Source organism: Variovorax sp. 770b2, from assembly GCF_900115685.1.
Lineage (GTDB): Bacteria > Pseudomonadota > Gammaproteobacteria > Burkholderiales > Burkholderiaceae_C > Variovorax.
The window spans coordinates 62,443-83,696 of the sequence record NZ_FOXJ01000006.1 but is presented as its reverse complement, the minus strand read 5'-3'; the positions used below and the strand labels follow the sequence as shown (position 1 = coordinate 83,696).

Annotated in this window: 16 protein-coding genes; 9 read left to right on the top strand and 7 right to left on the bottom strand. The window is 69.9% G+C overall.

Translation table 11 applies throughout. From position 1 onward, the window contains the following. Positions 1–2: 2 nt before the first annotated feature. The 3 genes from BM133_RS26460 to BM133_RS26450 form a co-directional block, all read right to left on the bottom strand. Positions 3–665, bottom strand: coding sequence for a hypothetical protein (locus BM133_RS26460; RefSeq protein ID WP_256219362.1), 663 nt, complete (start codon positions 663–665; stop codon positions 3–5). Beyond that, positions 665–1,273 carry a hypothetical protein gene (locus BM133_RS26455; RefSeq protein ID WP_093441220.1) on the bottom strand — a complete coding sequence of 203 codons (609 nt, stop codon included), beginning with the start codon at positions 1,271–1,273 and terminating at the stop codon, positions 665–667. Before BM133_RS26455 ends, BM133_RS26460 begins: the two co-directional genes overlap by 1 nt. A gap of 64 nt (positions 1,274–1,337) precedes the next feature. Then, positions 1,338–3,614 (bottom strand): SdrD B-like domain-containing protein, encoded by a 2,277-nt coding sequence (locus BM133_RS26450; protein ID WP_093440589.1) that lies wholly within the window; start codon positions 3,612–3,614, stop codon positions 1,338–1,340. 280 nt (positions 3,615–3,894) lie between these two features. On the opposite strand from BM133_RS26450, the gene htpG reads away from it, so the two are divergent. From htpG to BM133_RS26405, 9 genes are all read left to right on the top strand, one after another. After that, entirely contained in the window at positions 3,895–5,952 is a 2,058-nt protein-coding gene (htpG, locus tag BM133_RS26445; RefSeq protein WP_093440587.1) for a molecular chaperone HtpG, read from the top strand. After that, the gene (locus BM133_RS26440; protein ID WP_093440584.1) at positions 5,949–6,560 is read left to right on the top strand and encodes a hypothetical protein; all 612 of its coding nucleotides are present in this window, start codon (positions 5,949–5,951) and stop codon (positions 6,558–6,560) included. The genes htpG and BM133_RS26440 overlap by 4 nt, the downstream gene beginning before the upstream one ends. 52 nt (positions 6,561–6,612) lie before the next feature. After that, positions 6,613–7,962 (top strand): SWIM zinc finger family protein, encoded by a 1,350-nt coding sequence (locus tag BM133_RS26435; protein ID WP_093440582.1) that lies wholly within the window; start codon positions 6,613–6,615, stop codon positions 7,960–7,962. 55 nt (positions 7,963–8,017) lie between these two features. Beyond that, complete coding sequence (locus BM133_RS26430) at positions 8,018–9,571, top strand: DUF5691 domain-containing protein (RefSeq protein ID WP_093440579.1); 1,554 nt, start codon at positions 8,018–8,020, stop codon at positions 9,569–9,571. After that, a complete protein-coding gene (locus BM133_RS26425) occupies positions 9,568–10,647 on the top strand; it encodes an ATP-binding protein (RefSeq protein WP_093440577.1) in 1,080 nt (359 codons plus the stop codon). The genes BM133_RS26430 and BM133_RS26425 overlap by 4 nt, the downstream gene beginning before the upstream one ends. A 144-nt stretch (positions 10,648–10,791) precedes the next feature. Then, on the top strand, positions 10,792–13,140 hold the full coding sequence (locus BM133_RS26420) for a DUF5682 family protein (protein WP_093440574.1): 2,349 nt from the start codon (positions 10,792–10,794) through the stop codon (positions 13,138–13,140). Between the two features lie 126 nt (positions 13,141–13,266). After that, positions 13,267–14,484: a VWA domain-containing protein gene (locus BM133_RS26415; RefSeq protein WP_093440571.1), complete on the top strand. Its 1,218-nt coding sequence runs from the start codon at positions 13,267–13,269 to the stop codon at positions 14,482–14,484. 4 nt (positions 14,485–14,488) lie between these two features. Then, positions 14,489–15,466 carry a Bug family tripartite tricarboxylate transporter substrate binding protein gene (locus BM133_RS26410; protein ID WP_093440569.1) on the top strand — a complete coding sequence of 326 codons (978 nt, stop codon included), beginning with the start codon at positions 14,489–14,491 and terminating at the stop codon, positions 15,464–15,466. A 169-nt stretch (positions 15,467–15,635) separates the two neighbouring features. Beyond that, the gene (locus tag BM133_RS26405) at positions 15,636–17,291 is read left to right on the top strand and encodes a hypothetical protein (RefSeq protein ID WP_093440566.1); all 1,656 of its coding nucleotides are present in this window, start codon (positions 15,636–15,638) and stop codon (positions 17,289–17,291) included. On the opposite strand, the gene BM133_RS26400 is transcribed toward BM133_RS26405, so the two are convergent. The 4 genes from BM133_RS26400 to BM133_RS26385 are packed head-to-tail and all read right to left on the bottom strand — an operon-like array spanning position 17,281 to position 21,197. Continuing rightward, entirely contained in the window at positions 17,281–18,414 is a 1,134-nt protein-coding gene (locus BM133_RS26400) for a glycosyltransferase family protein (protein ID WP_093440564.1), read from the bottom strand. The genes BM133_RS26405 and BM133_RS26400 overlap by 11 nt on opposite strands. 8 nt (positions 18,415–18,422) lie before the next feature. After that, positions 18,423–19,184, bottom strand: a complete 762-nt coding sequence (locus BM133_RS26395; RefSeq protein WP_093440561.1) for a hypothetical protein — start codon at positions 19,182–19,184, stop codon at positions 18,423–18,425. After that, complete coding sequence (locus BM133_RS26390; RefSeq protein ID WP_093440559.1) at positions 19,174–20,169, bottom strand: hypothetical protein; 996 nt, start codon at positions 20,167–20,169, stop codon at positions 19,174–19,176. The genes BM133_RS26395 and BM133_RS26390 overlap by 11 nt, the downstream gene beginning before the upstream one ends. Then, entirely contained in the window at positions 20,166–21,197 is a 1,032-nt protein-coding gene (locus BM133_RS26385) for a glycosyltransferase family 2 protein (RefSeq protein ID WP_093440556.1), read from the bottom strand. The genes BM133_RS26390 and BM133_RS26385 overlap by 4 nt, the downstream gene beginning before the upstream one ends. Positions 21,198–21,254: the final 57 nt, after the last annotated feature.

Here is a 21,254-nt window from a genome sequence, read left to right as displayed (position 1 = left end):
TCTTACTCCATGGACGCCGTGAAGCGCACGGTGCCCTTGTAGTTGCCGGCCGGATACACGACGTCGTTGTCGTAGGTGAACTGCATGCGCGTTGCGTTCATCGCGTTCGACTGGTAGGTGTAGCCCAGGCAAAGGATGATGAGCAGGATCGAGCAGAAGGTCGCGTTGGCATTGAAGCTCGCGATCTGCTGGTTGGCGGTGCCGTTGAAGCGCCCGTTCTGGATGTCGCCCGTGCCGCTGGCACTGTTCAGGCTGGCCACCCAACTGATCTCGTTGAACGGAATGATCGTGGTGCCGCAGCCTCCCGACTGGCAGGGCAGGCCCGCCAGCGAATCGACCTTGAGCGTTACCGGCCGCGCCGTGCCCGACGAATTCGCGGGCCGGATCGGCGTGACCGAGACGTCGATGGTCTGCGAGCCGGTCACCGCCGCGGGCGTGAGGCCCACGTTGTTGCCGGTCACGCTGAATGCCACGGTATCGATGCCGCTCAGGGAGCCGACACGCAGCGAGATGGCGTAGACGCCGCCGGAGTCCGCCACCGTCGTGATGACCGCGCCGGCGGGCATGGCGGCACCCGCCGCCAGCACCGCGATCGCGAGCAGGCCGCACCGGCGGCTCCGTGCCTCGCGGCCGGCCCCCTCGACGTGCGCTGCTCGCAAATGCATCAGATGCCTTGGGCGGTGTAGGTGATGGTGTTGGTGTACGTGTTGGCGCGCCAGCTGGCCGGCGTGCCGGCCAGGGCGTACGTCCAGGTGCCCGTCGCCACGACGTTGGAAGGGAAGGCGGTCGAGGCGCAGGCGCCCAGGTTTGCGCCCGGATGGGGCAGCGTGCCGGTGGTCGCCACGGTGAAGTCGGCATTGGCCGGACCGCCGGTAAGGATGTTCCATGCACCCATGGCGCAGTTGATGGTGCCCGCGCCGGCGTTGGTCCAGGCGTACACGGTGAGCGCGCCGGCGGCCGTGGCGGTGGTCACGGTCGGGGCTGCGCCGCTCCAGTCCACGGGGGTGTTGGCGGCCGTGCCCAGGGCGTTCGTGGGAACGCCGGGGATGCTCAGGGTCGAGGTCCAGGCCACCGTGTCCTGCGTGGTGTTGGTCGCGCCCACGCGCAGCAGGATGAGCTTGGGCACGACCACGCTCAGCTTGACGTTGGCCTGCGCCGTGATGGTGCCGGTGCCCGCGCCGTACTGGCTCTCGGCCATGGCGGCGCCGCCGAAGAGGGAGAGGGCTGCCACGGAAATGGCGAGCATGCGATGGGCGATGGAACTGCGGATCATGAAATTGCCTTGGTTGAGAAAGATGAAAGGAGACACACAAGAAAGACCGGGGAAAACACGTCGCTCATTCGCCCACCTTGACCACGGGGATCTCGGCGGTGGCCTGGCCACGCAAGGGAACATTGACGCTCACGCCGCTGTCGCCGGCCGCGCCCCAGGGGAGCGGCACGCTGTCCAGGGTGAGCGTCAGTTGATGGCGACCGGTCGTCACCAGCGGGAATTCGAAACGGCCGTCGCGGTCGGTCGTGGTGCGGTAGCGGCCGTCCAGCTGCACCTCGACGTTGGCGGCGCCGCCTTCGCCGGACTGCTGCGTGCCGTCGCGGTTGGCGTCGAAGAACACGCGCCCGGCCACGCTGCCGCCACCCGCGCCCGCACCGTTCCCGCGCACGCCGGCGGTCTGGAAGGCGGCGCCCGCGCTGCCCTCCCAGCGCAGGTAGATGTAGGCAGTCTTGTCGTTGCTGCGGTAAAGCTGCGGGCCCGAGATGGACGTGGGCACCACGGCGGCGCGCGCCTGGTTGAAGTTGGCCGCGAAGCCCACGCGCCAGCCCTTGGCGAGTTCCTTCTCGGCGGTGAGCGAGCCCGACAGGCCCCGGCTCGTGTAGAGGCCGCCGCTTTGCGAGGTGTAGCGCAGGTTGCCGGCGATGTTGAAGCCACTGTCCAGCCAGTAGCGGAACTGCACGCCGGCCGTGGGGTAGTCGCGCGCCACGCCGCCGCTCTTGTCGTGCGCGTAGCCCAGGGTGGTGGTGAGTTCGGGGCGCATGTTCTCGTAGCGCCCGCCGATCCAGTCCTGCTCCCACTGCACTTCCTGGCCGGTGGCGGCCTGGTCGCCCAGCACGATCAGCTCGTTGCGCCGCACCGTCAGGCTCAGGCGGCTGCGCGGCAGGTCGAAGAAGCGCGTCTGGTAGAAGGCGTTGCCGTAGAGGCTGCGCGAGTCCGCGACGCTGCTTGCCGATGTGTCCGCCGTCTTTTCATAGCGCGTCCGGTAGACGCTCACGCTGCCGCCGGCGGAGGTGTTGCGGTCGAACAGGTACTGGAAGTTGCCGTTCGCGCCGGTGCGGCTGTAGCCCGTGAGATTGAAGTTGGCATCGGGCTGCGCGCGCTCGTAGTCCAGCCCGCCGCCCCAGCTCATGCGGCTCGTGTTGCGGTCCACGCGCCAGTAGGCGCCGCGCGTGCCGGTGGCCACGGCGTAGTCCCCGAAGTAGAGGTTCGGCCTTGCCGCGTAGGCGCCGAACTCGTGGCGATAGAGGCCGGTGCGCGCGCTCGCCTCGACGAAGAGCCCCTGCGAATCGCCGGTGGCAACGCCCGGCGTCTGCGACTGGATGCGGCTGCCGATCAGCGTGGCGCGGGCCTTGAAGTCGCCGTCGCGCGCCACCTCGCGGCCATAGCCCAGCGACGTGGCCCAGCTCGTGACGCTCTTGGAGCCGAAGCCCTGCCCGGTGAGCGGGTCGGTGTAGTACGCCGGGATGTCGCGCGCCTGGTCCACCTGCGCCGCGGCGAACCACTTGTCGCCCAGGCGCTGCGTGAGGCCGAGCCAGCCCAGCGTGCCCTGGTTCTTCTCGAAACCCGGGTAGGGGCCGCCGGTCAGGGCGCCGCGTTCGCCAAAGCCTGCGCGCAGGTCGATGCCGTCGCTGAAGATGCGCGTGGACGCGCCACGCACCGTGGTGCCGCCGAGCGACAGGCGGTAGTTGCGGCCGAGCCCCTCGGTCAGCTCGCTGTAGATGTCGCCCACCGCGCTGTCGGCGAAGGTTTGCGCAGTGACCGGAAAGCCGAGGTTGCGCAGCGTGACGCGGCCGCTGCTCGCATCCCGCGCATAGCCCAGCGAACCGATGCTGCCGCCGCTGGCCAGGTTGTCGCCGCTCAGGTGGCGGCCGTCGGCCTGCAGCACGAACTCGCCGTAGTTGAGCGTCTCGCGGCGGTATTCCAGGCGCTGGCCGAACTCGGTCGCGCGCTGCCGGCCATAGCCCGAGGCCTTCGAATCGCCGAAGCCGATGCGGCTCTCGACCAGCCAGGCGCGAAAGCCCTGCGGCTCTTCGGCCTCCTGGGCGTCGGCATCGGCGGATGCGGCGCCGGCTTCCGGCGCGCCCATGAAATTGTCCTGGTAGGCCTTGGGCGCGGCCTCGATGAGCGCCCTCAGGCGCGCCTGCTCCGCCTGGGCGCGGTCCATCGGCTGGATGCGGGCGTCAGCCGCGACGAGTGGCATGGCTGCCGCCTTTGCGGGGCTGGTCTGCGCCTGCGCCAGACAGGCCAGCGCCGCCGTGCAGGCGGCGCCCAGCCGGGCGAAGACGAGCCGCCACGACATCCCGGCCGGGCCGGCGGCAGTCGACAGGGCCACACTCGTCATCCAACAACATCTCCGTTCCTTCGGGCATCGCGGCCCTGATCAATCAACAGGGAGCGGAGAGTAATTCACAAATGTTAATTTCAGTAACTTTTATGATACAAAAGTATTCATTTTGAGTATCGCTGCCAAATTGTTCCGTCCGAAACGTGAAAAGTGCCCCGTTTACGACCCCAATCGTTGTTTTTGGAACACCACGCCTCACCTCAAGAAGTTCGCGCCGCGTCGTCTTTCGGTCGCCGGGGCGCCTTAGAATTTTTTCGATCCGATCTCTCTTTTTCCCATGGCTGATTCCTCCAATACCAAACTCCCGTTCCAGGCCGAAGTCGCGCAACTGCTGCACCTCGTCACGCATGCGCTCTACTCCAACAAGGAAATCTTCCTGCGCGAGCTGATCTCCAACGCGTCCGACGCGTGCGACAAGCTGCGTTTCGAAGCCCTCGACCATCCCGAGCTCTACGAAGACCAGCCCGACCTGGACGTGCGCCTGACCTTCGACAAGGCCGCGCGCACCCTCACCATCACGGACAAGGGCATCGGCCTGTCGCGCCAGGAGGCCATCGACAACCTGGGCACGATCGCCAAGAGCGGCACCAAGGACTTCATGAGCAAGTTGAGCGGGGACCAGAAGGCCAAAACTTCGGAGCTCGGGCAACTCATCGGCCAGTTCGGCGTGGGCTTCTATTCGGGCTTCATCGTGGCCGACAAGATCAGCGTCGAATCGCGCCGCGCCGGTCTTCCGGCCGGCGAGGGCGTGCGCTGGGTGAGCGGCGGCGCGGGCGACTTCGAGGTGGCCGACATCACCCGCGCCGAGCGCGGCACCAGCATCACGCTGCACCTGCGCGACGATGCGGATGAATACCTCAACGCCTGGAAGCTGAAGCAGATCGTCGGCAAGTACTCCGACCACATCTCGCTCCCGATCCTCATGGAAAAGGAAGAGTGGAAGGAAGGCGAGAACGACCAGCCCGGCGACATGGTGAAGACCGGCGAGTGGGAAACCGTCAACAAGGCCAACGCCCTCTGGAGCCGCCCCAAGAAAGACATCACGCCCGAGCAGTACGAGGAGTTCTACAAGAGCATCAGCCACGACTACGAGGCGCCGCTCGCCTGGAGCCACAACCGCGTGGAGGGCAGCACCGAGTACACGCAGCTGCTCTACATCCCCGCCAAGGCCCCGTTCGACCTCTGGAACCGCGACAAGAGCGCGGGCGTGAAGCTCTACGTCAAGCGCGTCTTCATCATGGACGACGCCGAGGCGCTGCTGCCCAGCTACCTGCGCTTCGTGAAGGGCGTGATCGACTCGGCCGACCTGCCGCTGAACGTGAGCCGCGAGCTGCTGCAGGAAAGCCGCGACGTGAAGGCCATCCGCGAAGGCAGCACCAAGCGCGTGCTCTCGATGCTCGAGGACCTGGCCAGGAAGCAGAAGACCGCGCCGGAGAGCGGCGAGGGCAAGATCGACGTGGGTTCGGGCGAATCGGTGCCGGCCCCCGAGCCGACCGAAGCGCTGAACGACATCAGCGACGTGGTCGACAAGAACGCGCCCACCGCCGCTGAAGCCGCCGCTGCTGCGGCCGACGAATCGGGCCGGTACGCCAAGTTCTACGCCGAGTTCGGCGCGGTGCTCAAAGAGGGCCTGGGCGAAGACATGGGCAACCGCGACCGCATCGCCAAGCTGCTGCGCTTCGCATCGAGCACCAGCGACGCCGTGACCGTGAGCCTGGCCGACTACAAGGCGCGCATGAAGGAAGGCCAGGACGCGATCTACTACATCACGGCCGACACCTTGGCCGGCGCGAAGAACAGTCCGCAGCTGGAGGTCTTCAAGAAGAAGGGCATCGAGGTGCTGCTCATGACCGACCGCGTGGACGAGTGGGCGCTCAACTACCTCACCGAGTTCGACGCTACGCCGCTGCAGAGCGTGGCCAAGGGCGCGGTCGACCTGGGCAAGCTGCAGGACGAGGCCGAGAAGAAGGCCGCCGAGGAGGCCGCCGAATCCTTCAAGCCGCTGCTCGAACGCCTGAAGGAAGCGCTCAAGGACAAGGCCGACGACGTGCGCGTGACCACCCGCCTGGTCGACTCGCCCGCTTGCCTCGTGGTGCAGGACGGCGGCATGAGCACGCAACTGGCGCGCATGTTGAAGCAAGCCGGCCAGCCCGCGCCCGACCTGAAGCCGGTGCTCGAAGTCAACGCCGAGCACCCGCTCGTGAAGAAGCTGGAGAGCTCCGAGCACTTCGACGACCTCGCCAACATCCTGTTCGACCAGGCGCTGCTCGCAGAAGGTGGCCTCCCGGCCGACCCTGCCGCCTACGTGAGGCGCGTCAACGCGCTCCTGGTGTGAACGCCCGGCCGCGCACCCTTCGTGCAGCAGCCGCCGTTCCGGCGGCGCTGCTGATGCTCCTGGTGAGCGGCTGTTCGCACTATCACATCGGCATTCCGCTGGTGCCCGGGCTTTCGCTCGGGCTCGGCGCCACCAGGGATGGCAATTTCTCCATGGGCCTGAACACCGGCTGGGGGCCACTCGGCGCGGGCGTCTCGGTCAACAACACCGGCGTAGTGGCTGGCACGGCAGGCGTGGGTGTGGGCGTCGGCATCGGGCCGATCGGCACCGGCGTGGGCGTCGGCAAGAGCGTGGTGCTGCACGATCCCAACGCAGGGAAAGCCGGGTACGCGCCTGCGGGCGGTGCCGCGCCGGTCATCACGGCGGCGGTGGGGGCCACGGTGCCGGTTTCCGGTACGTCCGGCGTCACCGGCGTGGCGCCCGTGGCGATGATTCCAACGGCCGCGACTACAGCGCCGGTCAGGGTCACCAAGGGCGGCGTGACCCGGCCGGTCGCCGCCTCCACGCCGCAGCCATCGCCTGCGGTGCGTGTTTCCTACAGCTCACCGGCCCCTGCCGCCATTCCGGCCGGCAGCCTCGGCACGCCGGGCAATCCCGTCGCGCCTTGATGGCCGCGTCTTTCCATTCATCCGCGCCGCGGACCGGCGCGAGGGTGCCCCGATGACTCTCAGCACAGAAGCCGTCCTGGCGCTCGCGCCCGACGATGCGTCGGCCAAGGCCGCCAAGGGCCTGCTCGCACCGGCCAAGTGGCCCACGCTCGGGTTTTCCGACGAGGCCGTCTGGGGCGAATGCCAGGGCAGCGGCAGCAAGCCGTACCAGACGCAGGTCGACCTTGCGGGCCCGGTGTTCCGCTGCTCGTGCCCGAGCCGCAAGTTCCCCTGCAAGCACGGCCTCGCGCTGATGCTGCTGCGCGCGCAGAGCGGCGCCAGCTTCACCGCCGCCGCGCCGCCGCCATGGGTGGCCGAATGGATCGCCTCGCGCCGCGACAAGGCCGAGAAAAAAGAAGCGCGCGCCGCCGAACCCGTGGCCGCGCCCGATCCCGCCGCGGCCGCCAAGCGCGATGCGCAGCGCTGGAAGCGCATCGAGGCCGGCGTGCAGGAGCTCGCGCGCTGGCTCGACGACCAGACCCAGCGCGGCCTCGCCGCGCTCGGCAGCGAGCAGCAGCAGGCCTGGGGCGCGATGGCCGCGCGCATGGTCGATGCGCAGGCGCCGGGGCTCGGCCAGCGCCTCACGCAGGCGGCCGAGCTCATCGGCGTGGGCGAAGGCTGGCCGGCGCGACTGCTCGACCGGCTGGGTCGGCTTCAACTGATCGTGGATGCGGTGCCGCGCCGCGAATCCCTCTCGCCCGCCACGCTGGCCGACCTGCGCATCGCGCTCGGCTGGCCGCAGGACCGCGAAGGCCTGCTCGCGGACGGCGAACTCATCGGCGACCACTGGCTCGTGCTGGGCCAGTGCACCGACGAGCGCGACGCGAAACTGGTCGAGCGCCATGTGTGGCTGCAAGGCCGCGCGAGCGGGCGGCGTGCGCTGTTGCTCGATTACTCGCATGGCGGCCGCGGTTTCGAAACCGGCTGGGTCAGCGGCAGCGAGCGCGCCGCGGTGTTGTGCTTCTATCCCGGCCATGCCTCGCAGCGCGCGCTGGTGGCCGAACTGCTGGCGGATGCGCCGGCATCGACGCAGCCTGCAACCGAGCCCCCCGACGAATGGCACCGCATGGCGCAACAGATCGCCGCCAATCCCTGGCAGCCGTTGCTGCCGATGGTGTGGGCCGAAGCGATCCCCACGCGGCACGGCGACCAATGGTGGCTGCGCCTCGATGCCGCGCCGCAGGCCTTGCCGATGCAACTGGCCACGCAGGAAGCCTGGCAGCTGATGGCGCACTCGGGCGGCGCGCCGCTGCGCGTCTTCGGCGAATGGGACGGCGAGCAGTTCGCACCGCTCACCGCTTGGGCTTCGGGCGCCGCAGCGGGCAGCGCGCCGGTCTGGACCTTGGCCGGGGTGCGCGCATGAGCCGCCGGGCCGCTCCCAAGGCGAATACCGCAGCGCGCAGCACGGAGGTCATCGAATGAGCCACTGGCACACGCTGCTGCAGACCGCGCTGGTCGGCACGGCCCGCCAACCCGTGCCGGCCGCCGAAGGAATGGCGGGCGAATTCGGCGGATTGCTGCAAGCGATCCAGGCCGGTGAAGCGCAAGGCCAGTTGCTGCGCGTCGCAGGCGCCGTGGCCATCGGCCGCCGCGCCGGCTTCGTGGCGCCGGGCCTCTCGCCTTCCGACGCACCGGTTGCCACTGCCGACGAGCGCCCCGTGCTGAACGATCCCGCACTGCAAGCGGCCATCGCCGATGCACTCGCGAGCGGTCCGCTGCGGCTGCAGCACGAAGGCCTCGCCGCAGTGACTGCCGCCGGCCTGCGCCTGCCCCACAACCTCTTGCCCATTGCACTCGACGCCGGCCGCCGCGCGATCGACCTGCGGCCCGCCGTGATCCCGGCGCTCGGCGAGCGCGGCCTCTGGCTCGCTGCGCGCAACGACGACTGGCGCTACGCCGTCGGCGCTAGCGAGCAGGCCGATGCGCAGACGCGTTGGGACGAAGGCAGTCTCGAACAGCGCCGCGCGGTGCTCGCCGAACAACGCCGCAGCGCCCCCGCCGCCGCACGCGAGCGCCTCGCCGCGGAGTTGACGCAACTGGCCGCCAAGGAGCGCGCCGCGCTGCTGGGCGCGCTGGCCGAGAACATCGGCCCCGACGACGAAGCGCTCCTCGACGCGCAACTGAAGGACCGCGCCCGCGACGTGCGCCAGGCCGCGGTCGAGCTGCTGCAGCGCCTGCCTGCCAGCGCCCATGTGCAGCGCATCGAAGCCTTCCTCGCGCCGCTGCTGTCGCAGGTGGGCGGCGCCTGGCAGATGAACGCCCCCGAGACGCCCGACCCGCGCTGGAAGGACGACGCCATCGATCCCGCGCGCCCCACCCACGACAGCCTCGGCGAGCGCGCTTGGTGGCTCTATCAACTCGTGCGGCAAACGCCGCTCTCGTGGTGGACCACGCGCACCGGCATGACACCCGCCGCGCTGCTCGGCTGGGCCGAGAAGATCGATTGGAAAGACGCCTTGTTCCGCGGCTGGAACGAAGCCATCCTCGCCGTGTCCGATGTCGACTGGGGCGACGCGATGCTGGACCACCATCACACCCAATACAGCCAGCGCGCCTGGGTCGGCCAGTTGCTGGCGCTGCTGCCCCGCGAACGGCGCGAGCGCCACTGGGTGATCGAACTCGGCTTGGCGGGCAGCGGCGTGCAGAACGTGATCGCCTTCGCCGACCAGGCCTGTGCGCCCGGCGAAACGCCATCGGCCGAACTCTCGCTCCAGCTCGCGGCCGCGCTGCGTACCCGCGTGGAGCGCGGCGACCTCGTCAACGACTACGTGCTGCGCCAGGTGCTCGGCAACGCGGCTGCGCTGCTGCACGCCGATGCGCTGCACCTGCTGGCCGAGCTGCCGCGCGCTGCCGAGGAAAGCCCTGGCCTTGCGAGCGCCCTGAGCGACGCCGCGCGCATCGTGCGCGCGCGCCAGCTGTTTTCAACCCTTCGTCTTTCGTCCACCTCTTCTTCATCCCAAGGCCATCCATGAGCAATGTCCTGCGCCAGCATGCCGAACAGCAATTCGCCGAAGAGCTCGATGCGCTCCAGAAGGTCGACGACCGCCAGCGCCCGGGCAACTGGAAACTCTCGCCCTGGGCCGTGCTCACCTACCTGATGGGCGGCAAGCTCGCCAACGGCTTCGAGGTCAGCCCCAAGTACATCGGCAATTCGCGGCTCATAGAGATCGCCGTCTCCACGCTCGCGACCGACCGCGCGCTGCTGCTGTACGGCGTGCCGGGCACCGCCAAGTCGTGGGTGTCCGAGCACCTGGCCGCGGCCGTGAGCGGCGACTCGACGATGCTGATCCAGGGCACCGCCGGCACCAGCGAGGAGCAGCTGCGCTACGGCTGGAACTACGCCGAGCTGCTGGCCCACGGCCCTTCGGAAAAGGCGCTGGTGCCGAGCCCGCTGGTGCACGCGATGCGCCTCGGAAAGATCGCTCGCGTGGAAGAACTCACCCGCATCCCGGCCGACGTGCAGGACACGCTGATCACCGTGCTGTCTGAAAAGACGCTGCCCATTCCCGAACTCGGCAGCGAAGTGCAGGCCGTGCGCGGCTTCTCGGTGATCGCCACCGCGAACAACCGCGACAAGGGCGTGAACGAACTCTCCAGCGCGCTCAAGCGCCGCTTCAACACCGTCGTGCTGCCGGTGCCCGCGAGCGAAGCCGAGGAGGTGCAGATCGTGGTCAAGCGCGTGTCCGAGCTGGGCCGCGCGCTGGCGCTGCCGGCAGAGCCGCCCGCGCTGCAGGAAGTGCGCCGCGTGGTGCAGATCTTCCGCGAGCTGCGCAACGGCCAGACCGAGGACGGCAAGACGCGCATCAAGTCGCCGAGCTCCACGCTCTCGACGGCCGAGGCCATCTCCGTCATCAACAGCGGCATGGCGCTGGCGGGCCATTTCGGCGACGGCGTGCTGCGCTCGGCCGACGTGGCTTCGGGGCTGATCGGCGCGGTCATCAAGGACCCGGTGCAGGACCACGTGGTGTGGAAGGAATACCTGGAGACCGTGGTGAAGGAGCGCACCGACTGGAAGGACCTGTACCGCGCCTGCCGCGAACAACTTTGATGAACTCCCCCAGTCTTCGCGCACTTCGTGTCGCTTCGCCAACCCCCTCGCCGGGGGCAACGCCAGCGGCCCGGCAGAGCCGGTTCCGCGGCGTTCCACGAAAAGGCGACGTCGCTTCTGCTTGTGCGCAGTGAAAGCATCGATATGAATTCGGGCACACCGCCTTCACCGCTGCACTACTTCGGCATTCGCCACCACGGCCCCGGCTGCGCGCGCAGCCTGCTGCGCGCCTTCGAATCGCTGCAGCCCGACTGCATCCTGGTGGAAGGCCCGCCCGAGGCCGAGGGCCTGCTCTCCTTCATGGCGCATGCCGACCTGCGCCCGCCGGTCGCGATGCTGGTGCATGCGAACGACGACACGCGCCTGGCCGCCTTCTATCCGTTCGCGGAGTTCTCACCCGAGTGGCAGGCGCTGCAATGGGGCGTGAAGCACGCGCTGCCCACGCGCTTCATCGACCTGCCGCAGGCGCATCGCATGGCCATCGAGCAGGCAGCACACGCGGCCGATGAGGCCAAGGCCGAAGCGCCAGTCGAGACACCGCTCGACGATGACGAGACCGACACGGTGCCCGTGACTGAAACAGTCGAAGAGCCGGTCGAAGAGACCATCGCCAACGCACTGCCCGACGACCCCTTCGACTGGCTTGCCCATGCCGCCGGCTACGCCGACGGCGAAAGCTGGTGGAACCACATGGTCGAGGAGCGCGGCGACGGCGAGGACCTGTTCGGCGCCATCGCCGAAGCCATGACCGCCGTGCGCGCCGAAACGCCCGAAGACCGCCGCGGCCAGCGCGCCATGGAACGCGAGCAACTGCGCGAAGCCTTCATGCGCCAGTCGATTCGCGAGGCCGTCAAGGCCGGCCACCAGCGCATCGCCGTCGTCTGCGGCGCGTGGCACGTGCCGGCGCTGCAGGGCACGGTCACCGCCAAGGCCGACGCCGCATTGCTCAAGGGACTGCCCAAGCTCAAGGTGCTCGCGACCTGGGTGCCGTGGACGTACCGGCATCTGACGAGCGCGAGCGGCTACGGCGCCGGCATCGATTCGCCCGGCTGGTACGAGCACCTGTGGCAGCAAGGCCAGCAGGTCGCGGGCCGCACGACCGGCTGGCTCGCGCGCGTCGCGCGGCTGCTGCGCGCGCACGACCTCGATTGCTCCTCGGCCCACCTGATCGAGGCCACGCGCCTGGCCGAAACGCTCGCCGCGCTGCGCGAACGCCCCGCGCCCGGCCTGCCCGAACTCGACGAGGCCGTGCGCAGCGTGATCTGCATGGGCGAGCAGGCGCCGCTCACGCTGATCCGCGAACGCCTCACCGTCGGCGACCGCATGGGCCAGGTGCCCGCCGAAGTGCCGACCGTGCCGCTGCAGCGCGACATCGAGCAGGCACAAAAAAGCCTGCGCCTCAAACCCGAGGCGACCGCGAAAACGCTCGACCTTGACCTGCGCCAGCCCAACGACCTCGCGCGCAGCCACCTGCTGCACCGCTTGCGGCTGCTCGACCTGCCGTGGGGCGAAATCACTGCCGGCCAGCGCGCGAGCCGCGGCACTTTCCATGAAGTGTGGCAACTGCAATGGCAGCCCGAGTTCGCGCTGCGCATCATCGAAGCCAGCCGCTTCGGCGCGACGGTGGCGCATGCCGCGAGCGCGCGCGTGATGCAAGAGCTGGCGGCGGAGACATCGCTCACCGCCCTGGCCGAGCAGGTCGACATCGTGCTGCTCGCCGACCTGCCGGTCGCCGTGCAGGCCGTGACCCGCGCGCTCGAAGACCGCGCCGCGCTCACCGGCGACGCGGTGCAGCTCATCGGCGCGGTGCCGCCGCTGGCCAACGTGTTCCGCTACGGCAGCGTGCGCCAGACCGACAGCGCGCTGCTCTCGCACGTGCTCGACAGCCTGATCGTGCGCGGCGCCATCGGCCTGCCGATCGCCTGCGGCGCGCTCGATGCCGAGGCCGCCGAGGCGCTGCGCACCCGGCTCATCGCCACGCACGACGCGGTGCGCCTGCGCGACGGCGAAGAAACCACCGCCGCCTGGCGCACGGCGTTGAAGTCCATCGCCTTCGGCGAAACCGGCGCCCCGCTGCTGCGCGGCGTGAGCTGCCGGCTGCTGCTGGACGATGCGCAGATCGACAGCGACGGCGCCTCGCAGCAGCTCGGCCGCAACCTCTCGGCCGGCGCACCGCCGACCGAGGCAGCCGCGTGGCTCGAAGGTTTTCTCAACCGCAACGCGATGGTGCTGCTGCACGACGAGGCCGTCTGGTCGCTGGTGGACCGCTGGCTTTCGGGGCTCGGCGAAGCGCACTTCGTGCAGGTGCTGCCGCTGGTGCGCCGCAGCTTCGCGGACTTTTCGGCTTCGGACCGGCGCGCGCTGGGCGAGCGTGCGAAGCGTGGCGCGGTCGGCGGCACGCTGCCAGCCGCCGTGGCCGCCACCGACTGGGACGAAACACGCGCGGTGCTCGCGCTGCCGCTGCTGCGGGAACTGCTGGGAGTGAAAGCATGAGCGCCGCGCCGGGCCGCCCCAAGCAAGCTCGCACCGCAGTGCGAAGCACGAAGGTATTTCAATGAGCGCCGCGCCGGGCCGCCCCAAGCAAGCTCGCACCGCAGTGCGAAGCACGGAGGTATTTCAATGACCGCGAATCTTCAGGACCCCGCCGACACCGAAGAAGAAGTATTGCCGCCGACCGGCCGCCTGCAGCGCTGGCGCCTCGTGCTCGGCAGCGAGGCCAACGCCAGCTGCGGCGCCGTCGAGGGCCGCGTGCGCGAGATCGACCAGGCGCTCGCCGCGCTCTACGAAGCCGATGGCCGGCGCGGCCTCGGCCAGGGCGGGCAGCGCGGCGGCCGCGGCGATTCGGCGCCCAGCGTGGCGCGCTGGCTCGGCGACATCCGCAAGTACTTCCCGAGCCAGGTGGTGCAGGTGATGCAGCGCGATGCGATGGAGCGCCTGAACCTGCGCCAGATGCTGCTGCAGCCCGAGATGCTGGAGAACGCGCAGCCCGACGTGCACCTGGTCGCCAACCTCGTGGCGCTGTCCAGCGTGATCCCGGCCGGCACCAAGGACACCGCGCGCGCCGTGGTGCGCAAGGTGGTCGACGAGCTCATGAAGAAGCTCGAGGAGCCGATGCGCAGCGCCGTGAGCGGCGCGCTCAATCGCAGCCAGCGCAACCGCCGCCCGCGCCATTCGGAGATCGACTGGAACCGCACCATCCGCGCCAACCTGCGCCACTGGCAACCCGAATACCGCACCGTGGTGCCGCAGACGCTGGTCGGCTACGGCCGCAAGGCCCGCCAGCCGCAGCGCGAGGTGATCCTGTGCATCGACCAGAGCGGATCGATGGCGGCCTCGGTCGTCTACTCGAGCATCTTCGGCGCGGTGATGGCGAGCCTGCCCGCGGTGGCGACCAAGCTCGTGGTGTTCGACACCGCCGTGGTCGACATGACCGAGCAGCTGCAGGACCCGGTGGACCTGCTGTTCGGCGTGCAGCTGGGCGGCGGCACCGACATCAACGGCGCCGTCGGCTACTGCCAGAGCCTGGTGCGCGAGCCGCGCAACACCATCCTCATCCTGATCTCCGACCTGTACGAGGGCGGCGTGGAAGCCAACCTGCTGCGCCGCGCCAACGAGCTGGTCGAGGCCGGCGTGCAGTTCATCGCGCTGCTCGCGCTCAGCGACGAGGGCGCGCCAGCCTACGACCGCGATCTCGCCGCCAAGCTGGCCGCGCTCGGCGTGCCCTCGTTCGCGTGCACGCCCGATGCGTTCCCGGGGCTCATGGCTGCCGCCATCAAGCGCGAAGACGTCGCGACCTGGGCCGCCGGCCAGGGCCTCAAGACCAGCCGCGCCGCGTGAGCTGATGCCTGGCCTGTCCCGACGCAAGCTTGCGGCACTGGCCCTCGCGCTCGTGTCGGGCAGGGCAGCGCACGCGCAGCGCGAATTCCCGGCCCGGCCGATCCGCTGGATCGTGCCGTACCCCGCCGGCACCATCGCCGACATCGTCGCGCGCACCATCGGCACCCAACTGGCCATCGACACGGGCCAGCCGGTGCAGATCGAGAACCGCGCCGGCGGCAACACCGCGCTCGGCGCCATCGAGGCGGCACGCGCGCCGGCCGATGGCTACACCGTGCTCTCGGCCGACAACGGCACGCTGGTGTTCAACCCGGCGCTGTACCGCAACCTCAGCTACAACCCGGCGCGCGACTTCGCGCCGGTCACGCTGCTCGCCCGGCTGCCGATGGTGCTGTTGGTCGGCCCCGCCAGCGGCGTGAAGGACGCGCGCGCCTTCATCGCGGATGCGCAGGCCTTTCCCGGCAAGGTCAGCTTCGCCTCCGCCGGCACCGGCACGCCGCAGCACCTGGCGATGGAATTGCTCCAGCGCGAGGCCGGGCTGCGCATGGTGCACGTGCCCTACCGCGGCGCCGCGCCCGCGCTGGCCGATCTCGCGGGCGGCCAGTTGCCCGTGATGATGAGCGACCTGGCCGCGGCCAACCGTTTCATCCAGAGCGGCAAGGCGCGCGCCCTGGCGGTCGCCAATGCCACGCGCCTGCTTCAGTTGCCCGCGGTGCCCACCTTCGCGGAGCTCGGCATGCCGCGCGTCGAGGCGGCCGCGCTCATGGGCCTGGCGGTGCCCGCAGGCACGCCGCCCGAGCTGGTGGCGCGGCTGCAGCAGTCGATGGCCAGCGCGATCCACAACCCGGCGGTGCTGCGCAAGCTCGCCGAGTCCGGCGTCGAGCCGGTGGGCAGCACGCCGGCCCGGTTCGAGGCGCTCATCGGCGAGGAGACGGCGCGCTGGCATCCGCTGATCAAGAGCCTCAACCTGTCGCTCGATTGATTAAAAAAGAGGCAATGTTTCAGCCCGCTTTACGGGGCCTTTGCACGAACTTTGCGCGGGCGGACCGCCGTTCTCACTCTGAACTAAGAGTGGCTGCCTAGATTGGCGCATCGCACATGGAAGGTCGCGCGGGCGGGTTGCACAAGGCAGGCCGGCTCGCACCCAGTCAATGACAACCCGCCGGTTCAATCACGTCATCTTCGCGGACGATTTCTTTCGGTCCGCCGCCAACGGTCTTCAGTACCACGCCGCGAACCGGCGATTCCTGCGGGGCTTCTTCGATTCCACGCTCGGCCGCCTGGGCCTGCCGGTGCGCGAGGTGGCGCCGCTGTCCGAAGGCGGCCGCATCGACGTGGCGCGCCTCATGGCCCGGCTCGACCTGCCCGCGACGCCCGCCGGCTGGGCCCGCGCCTGCATCGCCGACCTGCTGCCCGTGCATGGCCGGGACGGCATGCCGGCCTTCGATCCCGGGTGCCTGGTGATCGGCTGGGGCCTCACGCCGGCGCTGCAGCACTGCATTGCGCGCAGCGGCGCGAGCTACCTGGACGTGGAGATCGATCCGCGCCGCTTCACCGAGCACCTGCATTTCTGCGCGCGCACGAACGACCCGGTCATCGCCGCCGCGCTGCAGGCGCGCCGTGTCGATGAGGAGGTGTTCTGGAACCACGCGGCCGCGCTCAAGGGCCATTTCGCGCGGCACGGCGCGCCGGCGCTGTTCGATCCGCGGCTTCGCATCGGGCTCTTCTTCGGCCAGAGCCTGGTCGACCTGTCGCTGGTGAGCGGCGGGCGCACCATGCACCCCGCGAGCGTGGTCGCGCCGCTGCGCGAACTGGCGCGCAGCGTCGACCTGCTGGTGATCAAGCCGCATCCCTACGAGCCCGCGCTGCACGATCTCGCGCCGGTCGCGCGGGCCATTCCCAACGTGGCGTGGACCGAGGAGAACACCTATGCGCTGCTGTCGGCGGCCAACGTGCACTTCGCGGCCAGCCTGTCGTCCAGCGTGCTCACCGAGGCGCGCTATTTCCGCAAGCCCGCGCATGCGCTGATCCGTGCCGACCGCAACGCGGCGGGGCAACTGCCGGTGGCGTGCTCGGAGTGGATTCCCGTCGGGCCCGAACTCGGCGCAATGGATTTCATGACCGCCATCAGCGGCGTCGGCGATGCGGCGCCACGCCACTTCGCCGCGTGGCCCGCCACGGCCATCGACCGGGCCTTCATGACCCGCTGGGGCTTCGACGACCAGAGCGGCGGCCTGCACGACGTGGCCGAACTCCAGCTGAGTCGCCCCTCCCTGTTCCCCCCCGGCAGCCCCGCCACGGGCTGGCTGAGCCAGGGCTGGGCGCCGCCCGATGCCGAGGGCGCCAGGAGCGTCGGCGAGCTTGCGTGCCTGGTGATCCCGCTGCCGTCGCTGTCGGACTCGCTCTCGCACCAGCAGCCGCACCGCCTCGAAGTTCGCGTCGACTTGCGCAGCAACCTCAAGGCCACGAGCGTGCACGCGATGTTCGATGGCGTGGTGCTGCCCGGCTCCTGCACCACGGGCGCGAAGCGGCGCAGCCTTGTGTTCGAGGTGCAACCGACAGCCGGCAGGAAGTGCCTGGTGCTGCAGTTCGTCGTGGCCGATGCGGGTCGCGGCAGCGGACGCCGCGCGGTCGCGAAGCCGGGCTTCATGCTCAGGAAAATGCAGATATCGCTGCGCACGGCGCGGGGCGTGGTCTCGATGCCGCCCCCGGCGTCGTCGGTGCAGTGGTCCGAGATGCGGCCGGTGCGCGCGCTGGCCCGGGTGTTCCGCGCGCTGCGAGATTCGGCGCGCGGCGCTACCGGTTAGGTTTCGCGGACGCGAGGCCGTAGAGCAGCACCGTCCAGTGCTGCAGGCGGGCGATGGCGGCCTCGCGGCCCTTCTGCGCCGCTTGCGGGCCGTTGCCGTTGTCGGCCAGCGCGAGCAGCTCGCTCGCCGCCGTCGTCACGGCCCGTGCGAAATCTCCGGTGCGGCCTTGCCACACCACGGTGCGGTGGTGCAGGCCCAGCTGCGCGGCGCGCTGCGCATTGATCGCCTGCTCGGGCTGGTCGGTCAGGAGCAGCAGGATGGGCTTGCGGTACACCGCCGCGATCGACAGCGCTGCCATGCCGGGTGCCGAGACGATGAAGGCGCTGCGCGCGGCCATCTCGATCCAGTGCTCGTCCTGCGCGTGCCAGCCCGCGCGTTGCGCATAGCCTTCGCCGACGAGGTGCGCCGGCACGCGCGCATCGGCCAGGCCGCGCTCCAGGCCCTCGGCCAGCGCGGCTTCTTCGAAATGCGGATTGAGATAGACCGCGGCCTGCGGCGCGAGGTCGTCGTGCGCTTCGGTGTCGGCGCCCATCACCGCCACCGGCGTGGCGAGTTGGTGACCGCCGCGGCCGTCGGCCTGCGGCTCGCCGTAGGCGAAGTCGTGCGCAATGCGGGCGCGGCTGCGGTCGATCTGCCACGCGACGATGCGGCCGAAGATGCCTGCCATCCACGCCGGCATGCGCCCGCTGAAATTGGTCTCCAGTGCATGCCGCAGGCTCGCGCCGTACACATGCACCACCTTGCGCCGCCAGCCCGGCATCCAGCCCATGAACAGCAGCGCCGGGTGGAAGGAGTCGTTCACCACCAGGTCCGCATCGCGGAACCACGCGCGCAGCCGCACGATGTCGCGCAGCATGCGTCCCGGGCGGAACATGTAGTGCGCCACGTTGCGGTCGGTCTCGCGGCGCAGCATGTTCTGCTCGCGGTCGAACTGCACCGCGTAGTGGCGCGAGAGCACTGGCGCCTCGATGCCGAAGCCCGCGAGAAAGCGTGCGCCCTCCTCGGAGGTGGTGAGCACCTGCACGCTGGCGCCCGCGGCGCGCAGCGAATGCGCGATGAGCTGCGCGCGCATCAGGTGGCCGCGCGCGTCCGCGGTCGCCAGGTAGACGATGCGCGGCGGCATCGATCGACTCAGGCGACCGCCGGCCGTGCGCTGCCGGGGCGCAGGCGCAGGGCCAGGCCGGCCGCGTACATGCCCAGCGCGCCGGTGATGCCGAAGCCGCGCTCGGTGTCGCGCACCTCGTGCATCAACTGCGCGAGCCTGGCTTCTTCATGCGGCGCCACGCAGCGCTGCAGCGTGTGGCTGCAGAGGCGAATGTGGCGGTCTTCGTCGGCGAGCACGCGCGTGAGCAACGGGTGCAGCGCATGCTGCGGACCGATCAGCGCGCAGTGGCGTTGCAGGATGCGCGAGGCCATCTGCTCGGCGGCCAGGCCGATTGCATAGGCCGGCACCAAGCCGCCGTGCGCGAAGTGCGGCGCATGGCGCTGGATGAGGCGCTGCCAGCGCGCGAGCTTGCGCTGGCTCAGCCAGTCGGGCTGCGGTGCTTCTTCGGGCGATGCAGCCGCTTGCGCGGTGCCGCCGCGCTCGACGATGGCATCGGCGAAGAGCCGCGCATGCAACTGCTCGTCGGCCAGGTGCTGGTCGAGCTGGCGCGTGAGCCACTCGGGGGCGCTCGCGCGCAGCTCGCGCTGCAGCGCCTGCTCGGACGATTCCTCGCCGACCAGGTAGAGGCGCAGCAGCATCACTTCACCGGCGCGGCTCGCATGCATCTGGCGCAAGGCGGCGCGCTTGATGCGGTGCACCAGCCGTGCCTGCAGGGCCGGCCAGCCGCGCAGTTGCGGCGGCGCGAGGCAGTCGAATGCCGCGTTCGCCGGGGCGGTGTCAGCGTCCATCGGCCTTTGCCACCGGGGGCTGCGGCTGCTGTTGCTGCCAACCGAGCACGAGGCCGATGAAGCTGTCCTGCAGGAACGCGCGCGCCGATGCATCGGCGCCGGCGAACTCGCGCTGCTGGCCGTCGTAGCGCACGTAGCCCTTGCCGCCCGCGGCACCGAGCACCAGCTTCTCGTTCTTCCTGAAGCCGCGCTGCACCAACGGCTGCAACAGCGACTGCGATTCGAGGCCATAGAGGAACAGGTCGCGCTGCACTACCTGGCGCGGGATCTGCCCGCTCAGCGCCTGCAGTTCGAGCGACCAGTTGCCTTGCCGCATCGCCTCGGAGAGCTCGCCGCCCTTGGCCGAAGGTGCGCGGAAACGCGCGCGCGCCACCGACTTGGAGGCGCGGCTCAGGCCCAGCCCGACGGTGATGTCCGCATCCGTGGCGCCGCCCGTCCGGTTGTCCTGCACCTGCACGATCTCGTTGGCGAGCCGCGCGGCGATCGATGGCTTGGAGAGCGTCTCGCCGATCTGCGTCGGCGTGAACACCACGCGCTCGGCGCTGCCCTGGATCACCACGACCTGGTACGGATCGATCTTGATGTCGCTGAACTCTCCGCCGATGGGCGAGTGCGCATGGCTGCTCACCGACCACTCGTTGCCCGAGCGGCTCAGCAGTGCGTGGAAGGTGAGCGGCACGCGCTGGCCGCTGTTGCGCGACTGGCCGGAGCCTTGCAGCAGCACATCGCCCACGATGGTCTTCTCGCCGTAGATGCGCGGGTTGGCAAAGCGGATGGTGTGCGCCGCGCTGTCGAGCGCGGCGCGCGTGTCGGCATCGTCCAGCGCGAGGCGGTTGCATTCGTTGGCGGGGCCCGCGAGTGCGGAGAAGGGGCAGCCGCTGTCGGACTTGAAGTTGAAGACGCCACGGCCGGTGAAGTCGGCGGCGCCGGCGGTGACGCATGCGCCGGCCAGCACGAGGAGGCTGAAGATGTTTTTCTTGTTCATGTCGGGCGGTGGTAGGAAAGCGCCTGGGCATCCGCGTTCGTGCGGCCCGTCGTGTGCAGGCCGATGCCGCGTGCGAACGCGCCCAGCATGTCGATGGCCGAGAAGCCCACGATCAACGCCACGCCCGCGAGCCATCGCAGGCCGCGCAGGGGCGGCAGGTCCTGGTGATTGAGCGCGCGCACGCTGAAACGCAGCCGCGTGAACAGCACGCACAGCGGACCGATCGGCCCGCTCCTGGCAAGCCACTGCCAGCGCGCCGACACGTAGCTGCGCAAGAGGTGCGGCGTGAGCGAATAAGTGTCCTGCCCGCGCATCCAGCGCAGCTTGAGCGCCTCGGCGCGCGTGTCGGGCAGGCGATGCTCGGTGTGGGCCGCGGCCGCGTAGTGGATGGGCACGTTGGCGGCCTTCAGGCGCATGCCCAGCACCTGGCAGTGCGCGCGGTACACGCCATCGAGCGCCTGGTAGCTGTGCTGCTCGAACACATCGCGGCGGAAGGCGACGTTGTTCGCGTAGAAGTTGCTCGTGGCGCCTGCGTGGTCGGCGTTGGGGAAGTACATGAAGTCGATGGTCGTGAGCGCGGTGCCCACGATGTTGGCCGCATAGCTCGTGCGGCCGGCCACCACCGCGGGCGCGTCGGCGCCGCGCGTGAACGGCGTGAGCATCTGCAGCAGCCAGTCGTCGGCGGGGAGGCAGTCGGCATCGGCGAACACCACGTGGTCGCAGCGCGCCGCATCGGTGGCCGCGAAGCCGACGTTCTTGGCGTCGTAGTAGCCGGTGGCGGCATCGATGCGAACGAAGTCGATGGGGCGGCCTGCCAGCGCGGTGACGGCGTCGCAGGATGCGGCGCTCAGGCCGTCATGGGTGATGACCACTTGCGCGAGCGCCGTGAGCGGCACCCGCTGCTTCGCCAGCAGGGCGACCAGGCGCTGCAGGCTGGTGCTGGCAGCGGCTTCGGCATCCGCTCCGCCGCGCAGGTTGTTGGTCTCCAGGACCAGCGCGCACCGCGCGGCAACTTGATCGGGCATCATCGAATTTTCCTGTCCGGACATTGTTTTGAAGGCTTGCATCCTGCTTTTATCTCACAA

Coding starts and splice junctions, on each gene's coding strand:
- BM133_RS26460 (WP_256219362.1), bottom strand. CDS start 665: ATGCATTTGCGAGCAGCGCACGTCGAGGGGGCCGGCCGCGAGGCACGG.
- BM133_RS26410 (WP_093440569.1), top strand. CDS start 14,489: ATGCCTGGCCTGTCCCGACGCAAGCTTGCGGCACTGGCCCTCGCGCTC.
- htpG (WP_093440587.1), top strand. CDS start 3,895: ATGGCTGATTCCTCCAATACCAAACTCCCGTTCCAGGCCGAAGTCGCG.
- BM133_RS26405 (WP_093440566.1), top strand. CDS start 15,636: ATGACAACCCGCCGGTTCAATCACGTCATCTTCGCGGACGATTTCTTT.
- BM133_RS26415 (WP_093440571.1), top strand. CDS start 13,267: ATGACCGCGAATCTTCAGGACCCCGCCGACACCGAAGAAGAAGTATTG.
- BM133_RS26435 (WP_093440582.1), top strand. CDS start 6,613: ATGACTCTCAGCACAGAAGCCGTCCTGGCGCTCGCGCCCGACGATGCG.
- BM133_RS26430 (WP_093440579.1), top strand. CDS start 8,018: ATGAGCCACTGGCACACGCTGCTGCAGACCGCGCTGGTCGGCACGGCC.
- BM133_RS26400 (WP_093440564.1), bottom strand. CDS start 18,414: ATGCCGCCGCGCATCGTCTACCTGGCGACCGCGGACGCGCGCGGCCAC.
- BM133_RS26450 (WP_093440589.1), bottom strand. CDS start 3,614: ATGACGAGTGTGGCCCTGTCGACTGCCGCCGGCCCGGCCGGGATGTCG.
- BM133_RS26385 (WP_093440556.1), bottom strand. CDS start 21,197: ATGATGCCCGATCAAGTTGCCGCGCGGTGCGCGCTGGTCCTGGAGACC.
- BM133_RS26420 (WP_093440574.1), top strand. CDS start 10,792: ATGAATTCGGGCACACCGCCTTCACCGCTGCACTACTTCGGCATTCGC.
- BM133_RS26425 (WP_093440577.1), top strand. CDS start 9,568: ATGAGCAATGTCCTGCGCCAGCATGCCGAACAGCAATTCGCCGAAGAG.
- BM133_RS26455 (WP_093441220.1), bottom strand. CDS start 1,273: ATGATCCGCAGTTCCATCGCCCATCGCATGCTCGCCATTTCCGTGGCA.
- BM133_RS26390 (WP_093440559.1), bottom strand. CDS start 20,169: ATGAACAAGAAAAACATCTTCAGCCTCCTCGTGCTGGCCGGCGCATGC.
- BM133_RS26395 (WP_093440561.1), bottom strand. CDS start 19,184: ATGGACGCTGACACCGCCCCGGCGAACGCGGCATTCGACTGCCTCGCG.